At 64.4% G+C, this 18,828-nt stretch carries 16 protein-coding genes; 9 read left to right on the top strand and 7 right to left on the bottom strand.

Going from position 1 to position 18,828, the window contains the following annotated elements:
• Nucleotides 1-43 precede the first annotated feature (43 nt).
• Together H6955_18675 and H6955_18680 are read right to left on the bottom strand one after the other, a co-directional pair.
• Entirely contained in the window at nt 44-784 is a 741-nt protein-coding gene (locus H6955_18675) for an SDR family oxidoreductase (GenBank protein ID MCP5315591.1), read from the bottom strand.
• Nucleotides 785-910: 126 nt separating this feature from the next.
• Nucleotides 911-1,834 carry a LysR family transcriptional regulator gene (locus H6955_18680; protein ID MCP5315592.1) on the bottom strand — a complete coding sequence of 308 codons (924 nt, stop codon included), beginning with the start codon at nt 1,832-1,834 and terminating at the stop codon, nt 911-913.
• A 120-nt stretch (nt 1,835-1,954) separates the two neighbouring features.
• Between H6955_18680 and H6955_18685 the strand changes: the two genes are divergently transcribed.
• Genes H6955_18685 through H6955_18700 form a run of 4 tightly spaced genes read left to right on the top strand, consistent with a single transcriptional unit; the run spans nt 1,955 to nt 4,300 of the window.
• Entirely contained in the window at nt 1,955-2,500 is a 546-nt protein-coding gene (locus H6955_18685; protein ID MCP5315593.1) for a peroxidase-related enzyme, read from the top strand.
• A gap of 59 nt (nt 2,501-2,559) precedes the next feature.
• On the top strand, nt 2,560-3,192 hold the full coding sequence (locus tag H6955_18690) for a pyridoxamine 5'-phosphate oxidase family protein (GenBank protein MCP5315594.1): 633 nt from the start codon (nt 2,560-2,562) through the stop codon (nt 3,190-3,192).
• Nucleotides 3,189-3,659: a nuclear transport factor 2 family protein gene (locus tag H6955_18695; GenBank protein ID MCP5315595.1), complete on the top strand. Its 471-nt coding sequence runs from the start codon at nt 3,189-3,191 to the stop codon at nt 3,657-3,659. The genes H6955_18690 and H6955_18695 overlap by 4 nt, the downstream gene beginning before the upstream one ends.
• A 56-nt stretch (nt 3,660-3,715) precedes the next feature.
• On the top strand, nt 3,716-4,300 hold the full coding sequence (locus H6955_18700) for a sigma-70 family RNA polymerase sigma factor (GenBank protein MCP5315596.1): 585 nt from the start codon (nt 3,716-3,718) through the stop codon (nt 4,298-4,300).
• A gap of 124 nt (nt 4,301-4,424) precedes the next feature.
• Here H6955_18700 and H6955_18705 read toward each other — a convergent pair whose 3' ends face one another.
• Both H6955_18705 and H6955_18710 read right to left on the bottom strand, forming a co-directional pair.
• Nucleotides 4,425-5,342: an NERD domain-containing protein gene (locus H6955_18705; GenBank protein MCP5315597.1), complete on the bottom strand. Its 918-nt coding sequence runs from the start codon at nt 5,340-5,342 to the stop codon at nt 4,425-4,427.
• A 249-nt stretch (nt 5,343-5,591) separates the two neighbouring features.
• Entirely contained in the window at nt 5,592-6,134 is a 543-nt protein-coding gene (locus H6955_18710; GenBank protein MCP5315598.1) for a DUF2380 domain-containing protein, read from the bottom strand.
• A gap of 431 nt (nt 6,135-6,565) precedes the next feature.
• On the opposite strand from H6955_18710, the gene H6955_18715 reads away from it, so the two are divergent.
• Both H6955_18715 and H6955_18720 read left to right on the top strand, forming a co-directional pair.
• The gene (locus tag H6955_18715) at nt 6,566-9,805 is read left to right on the top strand and encodes an FG-GAP repeat protein (protein MCP5315599.1); all 3,240 of its coding nucleotides are present in this window, start codon (nt 6,566-6,568) and stop codon (nt 9,803-9,805) included.
• Between the two features lie 8 nt (nt 9,806-9,813).
• Nucleotides 9,814-10,092: a hypothetical protein gene (locus tag H6955_18720; protein ID MCP5315600.1), complete on the top strand. Its 279-nt coding sequence runs from the start codon at nt 9,814-9,816 to the stop codon at nt 10,090-10,092.
• Between the two features lie 46 nt (nt 10,093-10,138).
• Here the strand turns inward: H6955_18720 and H6955_18725 are convergent, their stop codons facing one another.
• A complete protein-coding gene (locus H6955_18725; protein ID MCP5315601.1) occupies nt 10,139-11,032 on the bottom strand; it encodes a hypothetical protein in 894 nt (297 codons plus the stop codon).
• 317 nt (nt 11,033-11,349) lie between these two features.
• Between H6955_18725 and H6955_18730 the strand changes: the two genes are divergently transcribed.
• Complete coding sequence (locus tag H6955_18730) at nt 11,350-11,799, top strand: hypothetical protein (protein ID MCP5315602.1); 450 nt, start codon at nt 11,350-11,352, stop codon at nt 11,797-11,799.
• Between the two features lie 3 nt (nt 11,800-11,802).
• A complete protein-coding gene (locus tag H6955_18735; protein MCP5315603.1) occupies nt 11,803-12,345 on the top strand; it encodes an RES domain-containing protein in 543 nt (180 codons plus the stop codon).
• A 31-nt stretch (nt 12,346-12,376) separates the two neighbouring features.
• On the opposite strand, the gene H6955_18740 is transcribed toward H6955_18735, so the two are convergent.
• The gene (locus tag H6955_18740; GenBank protein ID MCP5315604.1) at nt 12,377-13,507 is read right to left on the bottom strand and encodes an endonuclease/exonuclease/phosphatase family protein; all 1,131 of its coding nucleotides are present in this window, start codon (nt 13,505-13,507) and stop codon (nt 12,377-12,379) included.
• Nucleotides 13,508-13,692: 185 nt separating this feature from the next.
• Nucleotides 13,693-15,147: a DUF4403 family protein gene (locus H6955_18745; GenBank protein MCP5315605.1), complete on the bottom strand. Its 1,455-nt coding sequence runs from the start codon at nt 15,145-15,147 to the stop codon at nt 13,693-13,695.
• A gap of 174 nt (nt 15,148-15,321) precedes the next feature.
• On the opposite strand from H6955_18745, the gene H6955_18750 reads away from it, so the two are divergent.
• Entirely contained in the window at nt 15,322-18,792 is a 3,471-nt protein-coding gene (locus H6955_18750; protein ID MCP5315606.1) for a TIR domain-containing protein, read from the top strand.
• Nucleotides 18,793-18,828: the final 36 nt, after the last annotated feature.

Consider the following 18,828-nt stretch of genomic DNA (forward strand, 5'->3'; position numbering starts at 1 on the left):
CCCGGCGACCTGATTCGAATCGGGCCAAGGGGACCGCTTGGCACTATGTGGCGTCGTAGACCACGGGCATCTGCCCGCGCCACCGGGACCAGACGCCGTCGTCGGTTATCAGGTCCGCCATGAATCGTGCAACGTTCAATCGACTCGTTCGACCCGGATCGAAGATGGCGCTCCGGACCGGGGACGCGAACGCCTGATACGCTGTCGAACTTGTGTCGCGAGTGAGCGTGTCCGGGCGGACGACACACCATTCCAGTGCGGCGTCGTTTTGACCGATGTCCAGCCGGAGCAGGTCCGCTGCCCGCTCGTTGTCGGCATGCGGCGGTATCAACAGACGAATCACGCTGATCACAGCGCGGTGGCCGGGTGTCAACTTCTCCTGGAGATCCCGGTTGCTGTTGCCTGCGGTATTCATCAACACGAACCGGGCAGGTTTCTCGCCGGCGCCCGCCGCCAGCGCCCTGGTCAGCCGACGAGTCGCTTCGGTAACGAGGCGATACGGCGGCCCGAACATACCTTTCAGGGACAGGGTGTGTCCCAGGCATGAGGCGGCGACATCGCAGCCATCCGTCAGTTGATTCAGTTCGCTGTCGTCGAGGTCGAGCAGACTGGCCTCGATCGTCGAAAGGCGTTGATGGCTGCGCAGGGCCTCGGGCAGCCCGTCCCTGGACCGCACGACCGCCCTGACCTCGCATCCCCGGGCGAGCAACTGCTCAACCAGCAACCTGCCCGTCGCCCCGCTGGCACCAACGACAAGGATCCTGTTGTCTTTCGGTGGCTTCATCATCCTCTCCATTGCTCGATCGCCCGCTTCGCGAAGCATCGCCGACAGATCTGCAGAAGTTCAGATCGTCGTGGGATTCGACATTGTTGCCCTCACCTTCCATGGTGAGAACCTTGTGGATCGAGGCTAACCGCGCCCGGCTTCGCTGATCTGGCGAAGCGTCTCCCTGAGCCGCGGTGCGGCGAAATCGAGGAAACGCCGCATCTTGAGTGGCATGCGGCCGCGCGACGCGTGGATCAGATGGACCGGCGCCGGCTCCGGCTCGTAATTCTCGAGCACGATCTTCAGCTCGCCACGGGCGACAGGCTCTGCCACCTGATAATGCAACAGCCGCGTGACGCCGACGCCCTGCATCGCCGCCTGTGCTGCGGCCTCGGTGGTCGTCACGGCGAGGCGCGGGACGACCGGAATCTCGAGCGCCGTGTCGGAACCGGCAACACGGTAGCGCCAGGCCGGCGACGGCAACGGAATCTCCACCGTAACGCACGGATAGCGCAGCAGGTCTTCCGGCCGCTCCAATACGCCGTACCGCGCCAGAATGGCATCGTTCGCGCAGGTCACTGTGCGCATGTCACCGATCGGTGTCGCGACCATCGAGCTGTCCGGCAGCCTGCCGAATCGCACGGCCATGTCGACGTGATCGTCGATCAGGTCGACATTGCGGTCACCGAGGTGCAGACGGATGCTGATCTCGGGGAACGCGGCCAGGAACTCGGCGACGACCGGCAGCACGTGCAGCCGCCCGAACATGATCGGCGCCGTGAGCACCAACTCGCCCTTCGGCTGCGTGAACTCGCCGGCCGCCTCGCGTTCGGCCTCGTCGACCTGCTCGAGGATCCGACGCGCCGATGCCACATAGGCGATACCGGCATCGGTCAGCGTCAGTTTGCGCGTGGTGCGGATCAGCAGGCGTGCACCGAGCAGGGTTTCGAGGTCCGACACCTTGCGACTCAGCGTGGCCAGCGGCACGTCCAGCGCCCGCGCCGCGGCCGAGAAACTGCCCCGCTCGGTGACCGCCACCAGCATCGCCATGGCTTCGAGTCGGTCCATAGATTATCTCAGTTTCCGGAACTGTGGTTCTTGATAATGGCGGATTATCTTTCTTTTCGGAAGCGCCTAGTGTTCTTTTCAGCGGCCCGATGGGGGCCCTCAACCCGTAAGGAGAACACCATGTCACGCATCGCCATCCCGTCCCTCGACCATGCACCCGCGGCGTCCAAGGCCACACTCGACGCCGTGCACCGGCAGCTCGGCTCGGTCCCCAACCTGTTCCGCCTGATCGGCCTCAGCCCCGCCGCGCTGACCGCGTATACCGGCTTCAACGGCGCGCTGACCAAGGCGCTGGATGCCAAGACCCGCGAACGCATCGCGCTGGCGGTCGCCCAGGTGAACGGCTGCGACTACTGCCTGTCCGCCCACACCTATCTGGGCCTGAGCCTCGCGAAGCTCGGGCCTGACGAGGTCGCCCTGAACCGTAGAGGCACGTCGTCCGATCCCAAGGCCCACGCCGCCGTGCACTTCGCCGCCAAGGTCGCGCGCGAGCGCGGTCACGTCGGCGACGCCGATCTAGCCAGCGTGCGGGCGGCCGGCTTCAGCGATGCGCAGATCGTCGAGATCGTCGCCCTGGTCGCCGAGAACAGCTTCACGAACTACCTCAACGAGGTCGCGAAGACGGATATCGATTTTCCCGAGATCCGGGCATCGCAAGCCGCCTGACGTCAACGGCCCGGGACGGCGGTCCCGGGCGCCATTCACGATTCGCCCGGAGACTCCGCATGGCCTACGGCTTCCTCGACATCGCGCTGACGCCCAGTGTTCGGAAGGTACAGGAGCAGATGAATGCCGATGGGATCTGGTCCGACTTCAAGGGCCACCGCGCGTTCGATCGCTTCAGCGACAACGTGGCCGGCTACATCGCCGAACGCGACAGCTTCTATTTGGCGACGGTGTCCGAGACCGGTTGGCCCTACGTGCAGTACCGCGGAGGTCCACAGGGCTTTCTGAAGGTGCTCGACGAGCGCACGCTCGCCTTCGCCGACTACCGCGGCAACCGGCAATACATCAGTACCGGCAATGCCACCGCAGACGGTCGCGCCTGCCTGCTGCTGATGGACTACGCACAGCGTGCACGGCTGAAGATGTACGTGCACGTCGAGGTGCTCGCGCTCGATGCCGACCCGGACCTGACACGGCAAGTATCGGTAACCGGCTACAAGGCGCGGCTCGAACGCGTCTTCCGGCTGCATCTGCAGGCCTACGACTGGAACTGCTCACAGCACATCACCCCGCGCTACACCGAGCAGCAGATCGGCGAAGCGGTGCGTCCGTTGCGTGAGCGTCTCGACACTCTCGCCTCCGAAAACGCCAGGCTGCGTGCCCGCCTCGCCAACCATGGAGAAACGCCATGATCCATCAACGCCCTCCACTGCCGCCGTTCACATCCGAAACCGCGACGCAGAAGGTCCGCCTCGCCGAAGACGCATGGAACAGTCGCGATCCGGACAAGGTGTCGCTGGCCTACACGCCTGACAGTCGTTGGCGCAACCGTGCCGAGTTCCTGCAGGGTCGCGACGCCATCGTGCAGTTCCTGCGGCGCAAGTGGGACAGAGAACGCGACTACCGCCTGATCAAGGAGTTGTGGGCGTTCAGCGGCAACCGCATCGCTGTGCGCTTTGGCTACGAATGGCGCGACGCCGCCGGCAGCTGGTTTCGTGCCTACGGCAACGAGAACTGGGCGTTCGACGACAACGGTCTGATGCGCGTGCGTATCGCCAGCATCAACGACCTGCCGATCAGCGCGTCGCAGCGTTTGTATCACTGGCCGCTGGGGCCGCGACCCGACGGTCACCCGGGCCTCAGCGCACTTGGTCTGTGACACCGGCTACCACCGCACCGCAACGCGACCAATCGATCACGATAAGGGAATTCACCATGAACGCCGCAAGCAACGACTCCACTGCCCGGCCGATCACAGTCCGGAACGGTGCAGCGACGAACCCTGTCGCCGACGCGCGCACGGGAGGTGAAGCCCACCCCGGTGAACAGGACCGCAGGCGACGGTTCGACGAACTGGTCGCCGTGCACCTGGACGACCTGTTCCGCTTCGCCTACTGGATGTCCGGCGACCGCACCGTCGCCGAAGACGTGGTACAGGAGGCGTTGATCCGCGCGTGGAAGTCGATCGACCGGCTCAACGACCGCAAGGCGGCAAAGGGCTGGCTGCTGACGATCGTTCGCCGCGAGAACGCACGGCACTATGGACGCGCACCGCTGCAACAGGCGGAGCTAGATGACGACAAGCTGGCCGCCCAGCGAAACGACTATGACACGTCAACCGAGGCCTTCGTGCTGCGCGGCGCTCTCGACCGGCTGCCACTGGAATACCGCGAGCCGTTGCTGATGCAGGTCGTGTACGGCTACTCGCAGAAAGAGATTGCCGAGCACCTCGGCATCTCCAATGCCGGTGCAGGAACGCGGTTGTTTCGTGCGAGGGAGAAGATGCGGGAGCTGTTGTGAAACGTACAAAAGATCGACAGGGCGTTTCAGGCTCGATGAGATCCTTGGTCGTGCGCCTGGGCCTGTCTGTTGGGGTTCAGTGGAATCGCTGGTTGCCCAGAAATCGGCACTCTCGCCAACCCTCCTATCTCATTGCCTTGAATGACCGTGGTGCCACATCCCTGCACTGTCCTTCAACCTGGTGCGCAATACGCTGCACCATAACGTCCGACAACAGCGGGCCGCGGAAATCGACGATGGCCTGCTTCGATTCCTTGGCGTTGAACACAAGAACGTTGCCGATTTTCTTGCGTTCCACGAACCAGCCTGGGATCACCACCGCCGCTTTGACCGTGACGACTTCGCCCACGGCGCTGGCAAGCCACTTGGCGAGCCAGGCTGCCTGACGCTCGGCTTGCTCCATCGGCCCAATCTCGGTCCATGTCGGAAATATGAGCCGAGTGCCATCGCAGATCACCGTCGAGTCTGCTTTGCCGGCCCCGGTGTTGGGTTTCGAGCGCGCCTTCGTCTCGATGGCGAAAACGCCGGACTTTCCAATCACGATGTGGTCGATGTTGAACTGCTCGCCCGGGAAATCATGGAAAACGCGAAACCCGTGAAGCATCAACTGATTGAGTTCTTGCCCCACCCCCAACTCACCTTCGTACCCCAACCGCAGTTGACGAATCCTTTGGAAGGACTGCACCGCTTTGCGCGCGACGACGACTATGCCCCCAATACCGGCAATGGCGTAAAACACCCAACCTGACGGCGAAAGCGGCCTGTCGTTGAAATACGCTTGGCCCAACAACGCCGTATAAAGCAGTGGCGGCCAGATCATGGCCGCAACGAACCAACCCATGAAGTCCAGTCGGAGGTCTTCGATTTGCTCGTAAAGGGTGTGCCCCGGGCTGCGGAGAAACTCGCGCGGGAACGGTGAGCGTTTGCCGTGATTGAGCTTTTTCTCTGACCGGCTGAGCACCAGATAAATAATGAAGATGCCGGCGGCCATGAGAATCACGGGTATCCATGGCGCTACGAGTGTCCTGATCATCCATTCCATTGGGATCGCCCCTGCGGTTTTGCATTCTGTTTGGCTGTGTTTGTTCCGTCCGAGCCACCCCGGTTACGAGGTTTGATAATAATCCTTTATCCGCCCGTCGACTGGGACGAGGTATACAGGGAGATCTTCGAGCAGGCGGAAAACTTCAAGAAATACCGGGTTGCACGATAGACTTCGCCGTCAAGTTCGCGGGAAACACGCTTGCGCAAAGGTTTTGCTTTCGCGCGTTTGAATGCCCACCCGTCTCGGTCAACGCGCTTCGGCAGGTCCATCCGACAGCGGTGTCGAAGAGAGCACACCCTGCAGCGTCTTCACGAGAAAGCCGGCGGCGCGTTCGAAGGCCTTGTCGTTGTCGCCGCGAAAAGAGAACGAACGATCCAGCAGCAGGCGCTCGGCATCGAGGTCGAGTACCTGGACCCTGCCCCATTGCACCAGCGTGCTCATCTTGTGGATGCCGCCATAGATCAGCAGGCGCGCATCGGCTTGCCGTGCGGCATCGATCAAACCCGCGTTGGCCCCGCTGCCCGCGCTGCACACATGCCGACCGCAGGTGATCTCGACGATCTGCAGTCCCGCCTGCGCCACCAGCCGCTGCTTCAGGATCTCGACGAAGGTCCGCATGCGCCTGGTATGCGCCTCGCTCTGGTCGATCGCCTCACCTGATGTGTCGAAATAATCGAAATCCGCAACCGCAGCCGCGATGGGTGGGTTCCTCGCGGGCGACGGCGCAGTGGCCAGACAGGGCGCAGCCAGCATCAGGAAAACGACAGCGGTGAGCAGAAGTCCTGGCATCTGGTTCCATTGGTGCGTACGAGCCCGAACAGTTCGCCGGTCGACTCGTGTACCCGAGTATAGTCCGCGCGACCCGCTCTGATTACGGCTTGTCCGGGTCGTCTCGATGCCGCGGTACTTCGACCTCCGTTTCGGGCACGAACGCTGGTGGTCGAAGAGGCTCCCGGAACACGTTGTCTGCTTCATGTCACGGATGAAGGGTCCGTCGCAACCATCCACATAGACACTGCTCTATGTCGGCCGTTCACTCAATGGTTCGTGCCCCTTCCTGTGAATTCTCCCAATGTCGGCGCGGCTTTCGAGCGGGTGAATGACCTGCAGACCGTCTTGCACGATCCACCGCCAGGAACTACTTTCGAATAATCCACGGATTTTGTCGCTGACTGGGCGATCGCTTGCGTGCCGGACCGGCGCCTGAGCAGGGAGGCACGATGCAATATCGAACAATCCCCTTCGCATTTCGGTTCATCATCTCCGTCGTTTGCTGCGTCCCTGCGGCCACCTTGGCCGATCTGAACGGGATGTGCACCGACGAGATCATCATCGGACGCAACCGTGACAGCGGTGCCTCGCCGAACATGGACATGCGTTGGACGGTGATCTCGGATGCTGCCGGCGGCTTCGACACACTGAACACGGCCGGCACCGGATGGGGTGGTTTTCGCGACACCACGGCACTCGCCGCGGGTGATCTTGACGGTGACGGGCTCGACGAGATCATCGTGGGCCGGGACAACGGCGTCAATGAACGCTACTTCGTCTACGACGACGCCAATGCCGGTTTTGTCGAGATGCTGACCGGTGGCGACGACTGGGGCATCGGGCGTCGCACCAACGCGATCGCGGTCGGCAACGTCGATGACGACGCGGCGATGGAGTTCGCGATCGGGCGGGACGGCCCGACCGGCTTCCGCTATCGCATCTACGACGACGCCGACGCAGGCTTCGCCGCCCTGCACACCGGTGGCGACAGCTGGCCGAACGATCGCGACGTCACGGCGCTCGCGTTCGGCGACGTCGATGGCGATGGTTTCGACGAACTGGTCGTCGGGCGTACCGGCGGCGCCGAACAACGCCCGCGCTGGATCGTCGTCGACGATGCGAGCGGCGGGTTCGCGGAACTGCTGGCGGCGGGTGGTGACTGGGGCGAGGAACGCTCGGTCACCGCCCTGGCGACCGGCGACGTGGACAACGACGGGCGCGACGAGATCGTCGTCGGTCGGTCCGCGGGCGGCAACATGCGCTGGGAGGTGTTCGACGATGCCGACGCCGGTTTCGCGAGCATCCTCGCCCTGGGTGCGGCATTGCCCGACGACCGTGCGGTGACGTCGCTGGACCTCGGCGACGTGGACGGCGACGGACTGGACGAGATGCTGGTCGGATTGAATGCCGGCGTCGGCAATCGCGTGGTGCTGTTGGACGACGGCCTGCGCGACTTTCAGCTGATGCGTGACTCGGACGGCAATACCGTGAACTTCGCGTCGGACGGCTGGGGCGGCGAACGCGCCGCGACCGCGGTGGCCTTCGGCGACGTCGATGGTGATGCCGTCGACGAGATCGTGATCGGCCGCAGCCCCGGCGGCAACGAGCGCTGGTTGGTGTTCGACGACCGCTTCGGGGACTACCAGGAGCTGTTCGCCGAAGACGGCTGGGGAGACGGCCGCGGGGTGACCGCGATCGCGCTGCGCTCGCACCGGCGAACCGGCGCGGACCGCGACCAGGACGGCATCTTCGACGACTGGGAGACCGACGGCATCGATATCGACTGCAACGGTACTGCCGACTTCACGCTGGTCGGTGCAGACCCGGATCGCAAGAACGTCTACGTCGAGATGGACTACATGCAGAACCATCTGCCGGACCCCGACGCGGTGCAGGACGTGATCGACGCCTTCGCCAATGCGCCGGCGAGCGTGGGCAATGCGGACGGGTCGCCCGGGGTCATCCTGCGTATCGATATCGGTGAACAGATCACCGAACAGAACAACATCAACACCTGGACCGATTTCGACACCCTGCGCGCCGCGAACTTCGGCACCCCGGCCGAACAGGCCGATCCCCTCGCCCTCGCGGCCAAGGCCCTGGTCTACCGCTATGCGATCGTGGTGCATGCCCGCGACGGCGGCAACAGTTCGGGGCGTGCGAAGCGCGGCAACTTCGTGGTCTCACTCGGTGGTGGTCCACCCTGGACGGTCGTCGGCGGACACCGGGTCGGCTCGCGGGCGCAACAGGCGGGCACCATCATGCACGAGCTCGGGCATACGCTCGGCCTCGCCCACGGCGGCAACGAAGGCACGAACTGCAAGCCGAATTATCTCAGCGTCATGAACTATTCGTTCCAGACACGCCTGATCCCGAACTCATCGCTGCCGGGTCCGCGTCTGGATTACTCACGCAGTGCCCTGCCCCCGCTCGACGAGGCGGCGTTGGTCGAGGCGGTGGGTATTCAGGACGGTATCGACAGCACCTTCTGGGGCTCGGACGGCGTGAACCGTCTGATCGCGCCCGGCTCGGGTCCCATCAACTGGAGCGGCAACACCAACCCGGACGGCACACCGATCTTCGACATCGGTAGCGTGGCGGTCGATATCAATTTCACGCCGACCACGGCCTGCACGGCCTCGCCGAACGAGGAGCTGGGCGGCTACGACGACTGGGCGAACCTGCGCCTGGCGATGCGCAGTTCGAGCGGTGACCCCAGCGACGAGGTGACGTTCCCCGACGACGAGCTGACCGGCGAGGATGCGATCGTCTTCGAGTCCTGTGCCGACAACGAGGACAGCGCACGCTGCACCAACCCGCCCTATGAATACGCTGCGAAATTCGTCTGCGGCACGCAGGCCGACACCGATACCCTGCGTCTGGTGCCGGGCCTCTACGGCACGACCATCAATATCCATAACCCGAACGACCCGCCGGCGCGTTTCCACAAGAAGGTGGCGGTCAGTTATCCGCCGGCCGAGCAGCGCGCGGGCGAGATCCGCCAGATGGGTGAGGACATCCTGCAGTACGACGAGGCGCTTAAGGTCGACTGCGAAGACATCCGCGAAAAGGCGTTCGAGGGCACTTTCCCTGCACCCTACGTGGAAGGGTTTGTCGTGATCCAGGCCTATGCGAGCCTGGACGTGACCGGGGTCTACACCTCGGCGTCACTGACACCCAACGGCGGACCCGGAGCACACAGTTCCATCGACGTCGAACAGATCCGCGAACGGCCAAAGGGTGTCGATCTGCAGATCGTCAAGTCCGCCGAGGAATTCGTCACCCACTTCGGCGACCTGGCACTGCACTGGATTCTCTACACGGTGGAGTTCACCAACGGCGGCCCTGCGACGGCGACGGACGTACGGGTGCGCGACGAGCTGACCCTCGAGCTGAACGATGCCGAGGGCTTCGCCGGATTGCTGCCCGCGCCTCTGGACCTGCCGCCCGGCGGCACGCTCGACAGTCTCGAACAGACCTCGCTGACGGATTCGGCCGCCGAATATTCGGTGGGCGACATCGCGCCGGGGACGCAGCGTACGCTGCGTTTCTGGGCGGTTGCCTTTGCCAGGGCCACAGCGCAACAACCGCTGGCAATCCTGCGCGACACCGTGTCGATCCGCGCCGGCGAGACCGACCTGATCGGCGCCGACAACACGGACGTCGTCGATACCCTCATCCTGCCCTAGGTACCGCCATGACTCGCATCGCTATATTCATCGCCGCTTTCATCGTGCCCCCCCTGGCGTTGTCGGGACAGGCCGACAGGACGGGCCTGCCCGAGCACACCCAGACGGTGGCCGATGCCTGTGGTGATATCGCCCGCCGCGAGATAAAGAAGGCCGCCGGCAAACTGGACAAGTCCCCTGGTCGCGAGGCCGAACGCCGCATGGCGACCGCCAAGGCGCGCTTGCTCGCGAACGACTCGGTGGAGTCGATGCTCCGCTGTGTCATGCTGCGCCAGGCGCGTCGATGAGGTCGCTGAGATGTCCTTCATCGGCATCTCCATCGCGTTGTGGCCGTCAGCCGGTCATCCCTGTCCAGAAAGACGGACCTTTCGCGAGGAACTCGTCGTAACGCATGTAATGTGAGCCGTCGCACGAGAACGTCAGGCTGACCATCCCATTCATGATGTTCAGCGAGGCGGTGCGCAGGTAGATGGTCGTGTCGACCGTGCGCAGTGCCTGCATGGCGCACAGGATTCGCACGATGTCCGCTTTCGGGATCGCCGCATCCCCGGGATAAGGACAGGACGCGTATACCAGGCAGATGTCCGGGTCGCTGAGCACCTCGTGATCGAAGATGCGATAGCGCATCGGATCGTCGATCGTCCAGATCGTCGCCTGACTGCTGGAGAAGTGGATCTGGCACTGGAAGACGCCGCGTTCCGTCAGCAGCTCCTCGAGTATCGATAGTGCAACCGACATGTTGCGATCCATCGGACTCTCGGTTCGGCTCTGCTGGAACAAGGTGCTGCGGATGGCCGGATCGCCTTTCACCTGCCGCCAGTCGTTCGGCTCACTGTACAGGGCCGATGTCACCGGCAGGCCGCGCAGGTCGAAATCCGCGCCGAGGTAGCCCCGCGTGCCGACCCCGGAGACCACCACCTGCAACGCGGTCAACGAGGGGTGATGTGTCGCCAGCCCGACATATGCATCGGACAGCAGGAAACCCCAGGCGGGCATCGATTCCTTCATATAGGGGCGCTCGGCCCGGTTGCGGCCGAAGTGGCCGGGCACAATCCCGGTGATGCCGACATTGTCGCTGATCTGCCTGCCGTTGCTTTCCAGCACGTACAGATGGCTGCAGTAAGGAATGCTCGAAAAACCGGCCAGCAGTACCGCGTTCAACCGCTCGCGTTCGCCCCAGACCGAGATACATCTGTCGGCCAGCAGCCCGAGCGGCTCGCGCAACATGCGCGCCAGTTCCTCGCGCTGCCGGTAGACGCCATCCTTCCACGAGGTCGAGTTCTGTTCGACGGCGTGAATCCCCTGCACACCTGTCTCCGAGTTGCTACTCATACTGCCTGTCCTCCGTAGCGAGGGAGTCTGCCTGACGGCAAGACTCCTTCTCGGTCGATCCATGATACTGCCAATCTGCAGGATCGTAATCAGCGTACGATGTCTTTGTGACAACGCGCCCGGCAACGGGTTCCGCCTGACACCGCGACCGCGTCCAGGCGTCAAATTGACAAATGATAGCGGTTGACATACGGTAGCGGGCAGGAGGAACCATGCCCAACCGAGCCGTTCAACGACAACGCGACCCCAAGGCGGTGGCCGAGGCACTCTTCGAGGCACACAAGGGCGAAGAGGCCTGGCTCGACGCCTTCTCGGAGCACCTGGATCGACAACGGGCGCGCGACGCACTGGCGCGGACCCTCGAGATCTGGGACCTCAGCCAGTCAGAGGCGGCCCGGGTCCTGGGCGTCAGTCGGCAGGCGGTCGGTAAATGGATGGAAAAAGGCGTGCCCGCCGAGCGGGCCGGGCTTGCGGCCGATCTCGCTGCGGCGACCGATCTCCTGGTGCGCTATCTCAAGCGCGATCGCATTCCGGCGGTCGTGCGCAAACCCATCCCTGCGCTCGACGGCGTCTCGTTGCTGGACCTGCTCTCGCGCGATGGCAGCGCGGCGGTGCTGGAGGCCTGTCGGCGGATGTTCGATTTCCATCGGGTCGGCGACTGATCGGTGCCGCTGCGCAAAGAGGCACTGCGGAACGAACACAGCTGGTGGCGGATCGCAGACCCGGCCTGGTCCGACCCGCTCGACGCCACCTTTGCGATGCGCCTGGGAGGACGCTGGAATCCACCGGGCAGCTTCCCCACCCTGTACCTGAACGAAGATCTGATCACTGCACGCCTCAACCTGAGACGTTTCATCGCCCTTTGGCCCTATGAACCGGAAGACCTGCGCGACGACACGGGACCGGTGCTCGTCGAGGCGCACCTGCCAAGGAACCAGACCGTCTGCGACTGTCATACCCGCCAGGGCATTGCGGCGGCCGGGCTGCCGTCCAACTACCCGCACGACCGGGATGGCAAAGCGGTGCCACACGTGGCCTGCCAAGCCGTCGGCATGCGGGCGAAGTCCGAGGGGCTGAGGGGTGTGCGCGCACGCTCCGCGGTGACCCCTGACGGCGCGGGTCGCGAGTTGGCCTGGTTCCCGGCGATTGTCTCGAGCAGGGCGCGCCTGGTGCAGCGGTTGAGTTTCGAGCGCTGGTTCTGGAGCTGAACGGCAGGTTTGATCGACGGCGTGTGAATGCTCAGGTCTCCTGCAGCAGTCGATCGAGATAGGCCCCGCTTCCGTCCGTCTTGAGCCTCACCCACATTGGAAAATGATCGGAGAACTGGTAGGTCCGCCACTCCAGATAGACTTTCTTGAGTTTTCGTTCGTCAGCCGCCTTTCGTCCCGCGGTCGTCTTGCTCTTGACAAAATCGGCATAGTCATCGAACTGGGAGGGACGAAACACGTGGGTAAAGATCGGCACGACGCCGGCATTGCGCTTGAGGGGATCATCCGAGCGGCTGTCCACGTACTCCAAGAGGTCGGGTTTGGTCTTGAATCCGATCTGGTCGTAGTGCTTCTTCGTACCGGTCGTGGGATTTTCCTGCAGGGCGCGTGGAACGACGAAGCCGTTATCGGTCAGTGCCTTCATCGTCTCGTGATCGGGGCTGACGATATTGAAATCGCCGAGCAGGAAAAGTGCTCTGTCGTCACCGAGGGCGCGGTCGGCACGCTCGCTGAGATACTCGGCGATGGTCTCGATCTCCTCGATCCGCTGGTCGAGCTCCTCGCCTGCATCGTCGCCGTAATAGATATGGACCGTACAAATGTCGAACTTCAACCAGCCTGATCGAAAGGAGGCGATAAAAGGTGTCCGCCTGAACTGTTTGCCGGCAATCACCTTCTCTCCCCGAATCTCCAGCGTTGCCTCGCTGATCAGCAACTGAGGCGGTAGGACGATCTCGCCGGCCACTTTCTCAAAGTGCACCTTTCGTCGGTCGAAGACGAACGTCATGCGCTCCCCGTTGCCACCGATGGAGCGGTCCGTCTCGTCTGTGGCGATGTAGTCCCAGTCCGGGCCAAGGATGTCCATCACGTGGCCGAGCTCGTCGAGCTGATTGACCTCCTGCACGGCGACAAAATCGAAGCGCGATATGACCTCGGCAATATAGAACCATGTCTCGGGCAGCCGCGGTCCCCAGCCGCGCCGCTGGGGCACCGGCTTGCCAAAGTCGCGGATATTCCAGGTCGCGAGCAACAGGTTGTCCTCCGCGTCTTTCGGTGGCACGGATCTGTCGAGCTGGTCGCGCAACGCGATCAGGTTCCTGGCGGCACGCTGTCGTTGCGCGGCATCCTTGATCTTCCAACGCAGGCGGTTATAGAAAGGCATCAGTCCCCCCCGCGGCGCGATCGCCGCTGGCTGTTGCACACCTCAAATGATAGGCAATCGATCGATTGGCCGGGTGACGTTCCGGCGGGCGTCTCGGGCTGCCGCCTGCGCCTTTGCGGGCACGCTCGTCGATGGCGAGCCCGCGCGATGTCGCCAGATGCCGGTCGCCAGGTGACGCGATCAGCTCATCGTTTCGGGAGATCGATCGCTGTGACACTCGCGTCGAGCGCGGCCTGAACCGTGAACGCGAGCAGCAGCGAATCCTTGGTCGGCAGTATCGCGTCCGCGGTGAGGCGCTGGACATCGATCTTCGCGGAGACGCCCGCCGGCAGGCGATCAACCAGTTGGGTGGCGGTCTCCTGGGCGTCGCTGCGCGCCGCCGCGAGCCAGGGCGAAAGATCCACGGTGGCGAGCCTTTCCAGCTGTCTGAGCATGTCGCTTTCATACAACCACGCGATCGCCTTCACCGCAGCGCCGCCGGCGATCGCGTAGCGCAGATCCTGCAGCGAGAGTCGAGTCCCGTCGACGTCCAGCACGGGCTTCGCGATCAGCGAAACGCGCCCTTCGGCGCGATCGAGCCAGGAGTGGCGCGCCGACAGGTCGACTTCCATGAGAATGGACTCTCCCGTGGGTGACAAGGTCACCCGCGTCGGCCGTACGTCGCCGCCACCCGCGACCGGTATCGATGTGTCGCGCACCTTGTCGGTGATCTCGGTCGACAGCGCCGCCCAGGGCAACGCCGCGACCACCGTGGCATCGAGTGCGCCGCGCTTGAGCGGGCCGATCCGGGCATTCGGCAGCGGCGTGACCGGATTGTCCGGCTCTTTGTCCGCGTAGATCAGTTCCGACACGAAATCGAACCCGACGCCGACATGGATCGCATCGCGGCCGATACGGGCCTGGGTCAGGCGCGCCACCGTGGGTCTGACGCGCAGCCAGACGGCGGGTTGCTTCAGCAGCTGCCGGGTCAGGAACAGCTTGCGCCACGCGGCCTCCGCCTCGCGTCTCAGCGACCGATCGGTGGCAATCCGCTGCTCGAGTTGACTGATCCAGCGCGCCTTCTCCCTGTCCAGCACGCGCCTGACCTCGTCGCGAACCGACACAGTGCCGAGGTGCTTGATCGGGATGTCGGCACGACGCACAACGACGTCGCCCGCCAGGTTTGCCTGAACCCGCCAGTCCTCGAGCACATGCGGCTGCCCGGACAACTGCAGCGCGCTCTCGACGAGAGCGGTGGCACCGACTTCCTTCTTTGCCAGCACGACGTCAATGACGCCGGACGCGTGCGCCTGGCCATTTGCGGCGACTGCGAAACGCAGGCGGCCATCGCCGGTTACGCGAATGGGCCCGCGGTCCACGTGCCAGGTGATGCGGTCACCTTTGAGAAGGTTCGTGAAATCGGTTTTCTGCCCCGTGAAGCGCGGGGGCACGGCGGCGTTGACCGCGTCCTCCAATGCGGCAAGCGATACCGTCATGGGCACGAAAAGGGTCGAGGTCCGACGTGGCGGCAGGGTCACCCTGGCCGCTTCCCGCACGAAACCGGTCTCGTGAATCGGCGTCGTGAAGGTTCGGTCGGCGATAAGGAGTGCGGCCGCCACGAGCGCGATACCGGCCAGGGTCAATGCCAGGAACCATTTCATCGCCATAAGGTAACCTTTTCGCCCCGCCCTCGCAGGCCGGGCTTTTTTTGGGGCGACGCGGCCACCGGTCGGCGCCTGTGGCAACCTGCCTGACCCCTGTCGGGCAGCGATGTGGGGTACCCGCTGTGTTTGTTGCTAAGCTCGAAGGCGAAGTGAGCGTGTCGCGGGCAGACCATGGCAGGTACGGGCCGATCCAAGGTTTTCATCTCGTATTCGCGGGCGGATCTCGCGTTCACTGACGAACTCGTCGCCGCACTCGCGCTGTCCTCGGATTTCGAGATCCTGATCGACCGCATCGGTATCGGTCACGGTGAAGAATGGCGCCAGCGTTTGAGCAGGCTCATCGTCGAATGCGACACCATGGTGTTCGTGCTTTCGCCCGACAGCGTTTCTTCCGAAGTCTGTGCGTGGGAGATCAAGGAGGCGCGTCGACTCTCCAAGCGGATCATCCCTATCCTGTGGCGCGCGGTCGATTTCTCGAAGGTCCCGGAGGACCTGAGCGCCATCAACGCCGTTCCGTTCGACCGCGAACATGCCGTTAGCGGCCTGCCGAAACTCGTGGCTGCGCTTGAGAGCGATCTTGCATGGTTGCGAGAACACACGCGGCTCGGCGAAAAGGCCGTGGAATGGGAACTGTCCGGACGCGCCCCGGCTTACCTGCTGCGCGGAGCCGCGCTGGTCGCTGTCCGGCAATGGCAGAACGAAAAACCCGTCAACGCGCCCGCGCCGACGGAACTCCAACATGCGTTCATTCAAGCCAGCGAGGAGGAAGATAGCCGCCTGTTGAGCGATGAGCGCAGGCGACTGGAGGAACTCGAGAAGGCGAAGGCGATCGCGGAAGCGGAACGCGACGCCGCGCAGACCGCCCGCGCCAACGAGGCCAGTGCGGCCCGCCGCGTCGTCCGCGCCACGACCGTCGGCCTGGTCGTCGCGCTGGTGTTGTTTGCCGTGGCTGCAGCCACCGGCTGGGTCGCCTACCGGAAGGCACAAGACGAGCGCGTTGCCGCTGAGCGGGCGGAACAGGAGGCGGCGCGCGCGTCATCGGCGGCCGCGAGCGCCGACGCTCAGCGGGACACGGCCCTCTTGGTCCAGTCGCGGTTCCTCGCGCGTGCGGCGCGCGAACATCTGACGCAGGGCGACGTTGCCAACGCGCTCGGCCTGGCCCGGGCCGCGCTTCCCGCCGATCTGACGGCGCCGGATCGTCCGTTTGCGATCGAGCCTGTGCAGGTGATCTTCGATGCCTACGGCAAACTCCACGAGTTGGCGACGCTGCGCGGACATACGGCAGGCCTGGATGGCGTGATGGCGTTGTCCGGCGAACGCATGCTCACCTGGGGTCGGGACGGCACGCTCCGCTGGTGGGGCACGGATGGCACCCTGCTGAAGACAGTCCTCGCGCACCAGAACCCGACAGAGCCGGGCAGCTCCGAAGATACCGGCGTGCACGGGGTGTTGCGCCTGCAGGATGGCCGGCTGTTGTCCTGGGGCGTCGACAAGACCGCCAGGCTGTGGAACGACGACGGCCGCTTCATCGAAACCTTTCTCGACGAACCCTCTTGGATCCGATTCGAGCGTCTCGACGATGGCCGCATCGCGGCGCTGATCGGCAACGAATACCGCGTCTGGAGCCCAGGGCTGGAACCGCTGATCGTGCTGCGCAGTCCGCTGAAGCAGATCATGGGTGCGCGCTTGTTGAGCGACGGTCGCTTTCTGACGTGGCAGCAGGGACCGGGGCGCGAAGCCGGCAAACTGGCCTACACCGCGATGTCGTGGCACGCCGACGGGACACCGGACGCGGTGCTGGAAGGTCACGAACACAACCTGCGTGGCGCATTCGAACTGACCGACGGGCGGATCGTGACCTGGGAGAACGGACCCGCCGTGCACATCTGGTCCGTCGAAGGAAAGCTCGAAACGGTGATCGAGAAAGCCCATCTGTATGGACCACAGGGCGCTTTTGCGCTGCGCGACGGTCGCTTTCTCACCTGGGGCCAGGAAGCCCTTCACGACAACGTCTGGTGGGCGCGCCTGTGGACTGCGCAGGGCGACTCGGTGCCGCTGATTGCGGCAAGCGATCTGCCGCTGCAGGGGTTCGAGTTGGCCGATGCCCGCCTGCTGCTCGGGACCAATTCCCGCACCCCGACCATCTGGCGCACGGACGGCACGCGTGGCCCGGTGCTGCGCGGTCATGAGAAACCGGCTTATGCCGCCGCGCAATGGCCGGACGGGCGCATCGTCACCTATGGCGCCGACCGCACCGCCCGCGTCTGGGGCCGGGATGGCGCGCCGTTGCTGGTATTGCGCGGGCATGAGGCGGGCGTATCGGGCGTGCAGCGGCTGGATGGTGAACGCCTCTTGACCTGGAGTTTCTGGGACCGCACGGCGCGGGTCTGGAGCGAGGCGCCGTGGCCGCGCAGCGAGCTTCACCTGGAAGGCGGAGAAGCCGCAGGCGTCCAACAACTCTCCAGCGGCGACATCGCCGTGCACACGAACAGCGGATCGATCGTGCTGTACGACACGGACCTGCGACCCGGTCCCGTGTTGCGCAACGAGTCGCGTGACGTTGCCGGCCTCGTCGAGATGCCGGATGGCCGGCTGTTGACCCTGGGCTCGATCTTCGTCGACCGCCAGTCCGGACCGGCGTTGCGGATCTGGAACCGTGCCGGCGAAGTGATCGGTGACCTGGCAGGCCCCGATGCCGAATTTCTGCATGTCGCAACCACGCCCTCTGGTCGGATCCTTGCTTTCGGTCGGTCCGGGCAGGTGTGGCTGTGGGGTCCGGACCTGCAGTTGGTCGGCAGGCGCGAAGCGACCGGCACCACACAGTTCTACCGCGTCGTGGCGTTGCAGGGCGGGCGCTACGTCACCGTGGGCGACGACAACCGTCTGCAGCTGTGGAGCGCAGAGGGTGAGCCGGGCAAGGTGTTCAACGTTCACGAACCGCTCGCGCCGAAACAGATCGTCACTTTCGGTGACGGACGGATACTGACCACCTTCTGGGGCGGGCCGCCGCGCATCTGGGAGGCCGACGGCGAGCGGGGATCACCGCTCGGCCTGGGTGAAGCCTCGGCTGCAATGACGGCGACGCCACTGAAAGACGGCGGTATCTTGCTGAACGGTATCGATGGCCGTCTGTTTGTCGTGAGCCCGGGCGGCGCAGTCACCGAAGCACAGTATCCTTCGGGCGCCGACGGGCGGTATCGACAGCGTCAGGTGTTGCCACTGGCGGACGGTCGCCTGCTGGTGTCGACGTCCGGTCGGGACACGCGCATCTGGAACACCGACGGCACTGCAGGACCACGGGCACTGGATGGGCCCGTGTCCGGCGCCCAGTCACTGTCCGATGGTTCCCTGCTGGTATGGCCGGTGGGACGCAACGATCTGCAGATCATTCGACCCGACGGTGAGCCCGGGCCGAAGCTCCGCGGACACACGTCGCCCGTCCGGCGGGCGTTTCAGCTGTCCGACGGGCGCGTCCTGAGTTGGGCAAAGGATGCCACGGTGCGGATCTGGCCCGGGTCCATTGCCCAAGCCGTCGCCTGGGCGGACGACGTGATCGCGAGGCTCCAGCCCCTGACCTTCGGCGAGCGGTGCGACTACTACCTGGAGCCGCCGACAGGGTGCGCGAAAGTGGGCGAACCCTGAGCACGCGATGCTCTACCGGCGTCTGGGTTCGACGAC

This window comes from Chromatiaceae bacterium, assembly GCA_024235395.1.
GTDB lineage: Bacteria > Pseudomonadota > Gammaproteobacteria > Chromatiales > Chromatiaceae > Thiosocius.

Bases quoted from the DNA above. Each gene is read 5' to 3' on its own strand.
- H6955_18675 (MCP5315591.1), bottom strand. From the start codon at position 784: ATGAAGCCACCGAAAGACAACAGGATCCTTGTCGTTGGTGCCAGCGGG.
- H6955_18680 (MCP5315592.1), bottom strand. From the start codon at position 1,834: ATGGACCGACTCGAAGCCATGGCGATGCTGGTGGCGGTCACCGAGCGG.
- H6955_18685 (MCP5315593.1), top strand. From the start codon at position 1,955: ATGTCACGCATCGCCATCCCGTCCCTCGACCATGCACCCGCGGCGTCC.
- H6955_18690 (MCP5315594.1), top strand. From the start codon at position 2,560: ATGGCCTACGGCTTCCTCGACATCGCGCTGACGCCCAGTGTTCGGAAG.
- H6955_18695 (MCP5315595.1), top strand. From the start codon at position 3,189: ATGATCCATCAACGCCCTCCACTGCCGCCGTTCACATCCGAAACCGCG.
- H6955_18700 (MCP5315596.1), top strand. From the start codon at position 3,716: ATGAACGCCGCAAGCAACGACTCCACTGCCCGGCCGATCACAGTCCGG.
- H6955_18705 (MCP5315597.1), bottom strand. From the start codon at position 5,342: ATGGAATGGATGATCAGGACACTCGTAGCGCCATGGATACCCGTGATT.
- H6955_18710 (MCP5315598.1), bottom strand. From the start codon at position 6,134: ATGCCAGGACTTCTGCTCACCGCTGTCGTTTTCCTGATGCTGGCTGCG.
- H6955_18715 (MCP5315599.1), top strand. From the start codon at position 6,566: ATGCAATATCGAACAATCCCCTTCGCATTTCGGTTCATCATCTCCGTC.
- H6955_18720 (MCP5315600.1), top strand. From the start codon at position 9,814: ATGACTCGCATCGCTATATTCATCGCCGCTTTCATCGTGCCCCCCCTG.
- H6955_18725 (MCP5315601.1), bottom strand. From the start codon at position 11,032: ATGTTGCGCGAGCCGCTCGGGCTGCTGGCCGACAGATGTATCTCGGTC.
- H6955_18730 (MCP5315602.1), top strand. From the start codon at position 11,350: ATGCCCAACCGAGCCGTTCAACGACAACGCGACCCCAAGGCGGTGGCC.
- H6955_18740 (MCP5315604.1), bottom strand. From the start codon at position 13,507: ATGCCTTTCTATAACCGCCTGCGTTGGAAGATCAAGGATGCCGCGCAA.
- H6955_18745 (MCP5315605.1), bottom strand. From the start codon at position 15,147: ATGAAATGGTTCCTGGCATTGACCCTGGCCGGTATCGCGCTCGTGGCG.
- H6955_18750 (MCP5315606.1), top strand. From the start codon at position 15,322: ATGGCAGGTACGGGCCGATCCAAGGTTTTCATCTCGTATTCGCGGGCG.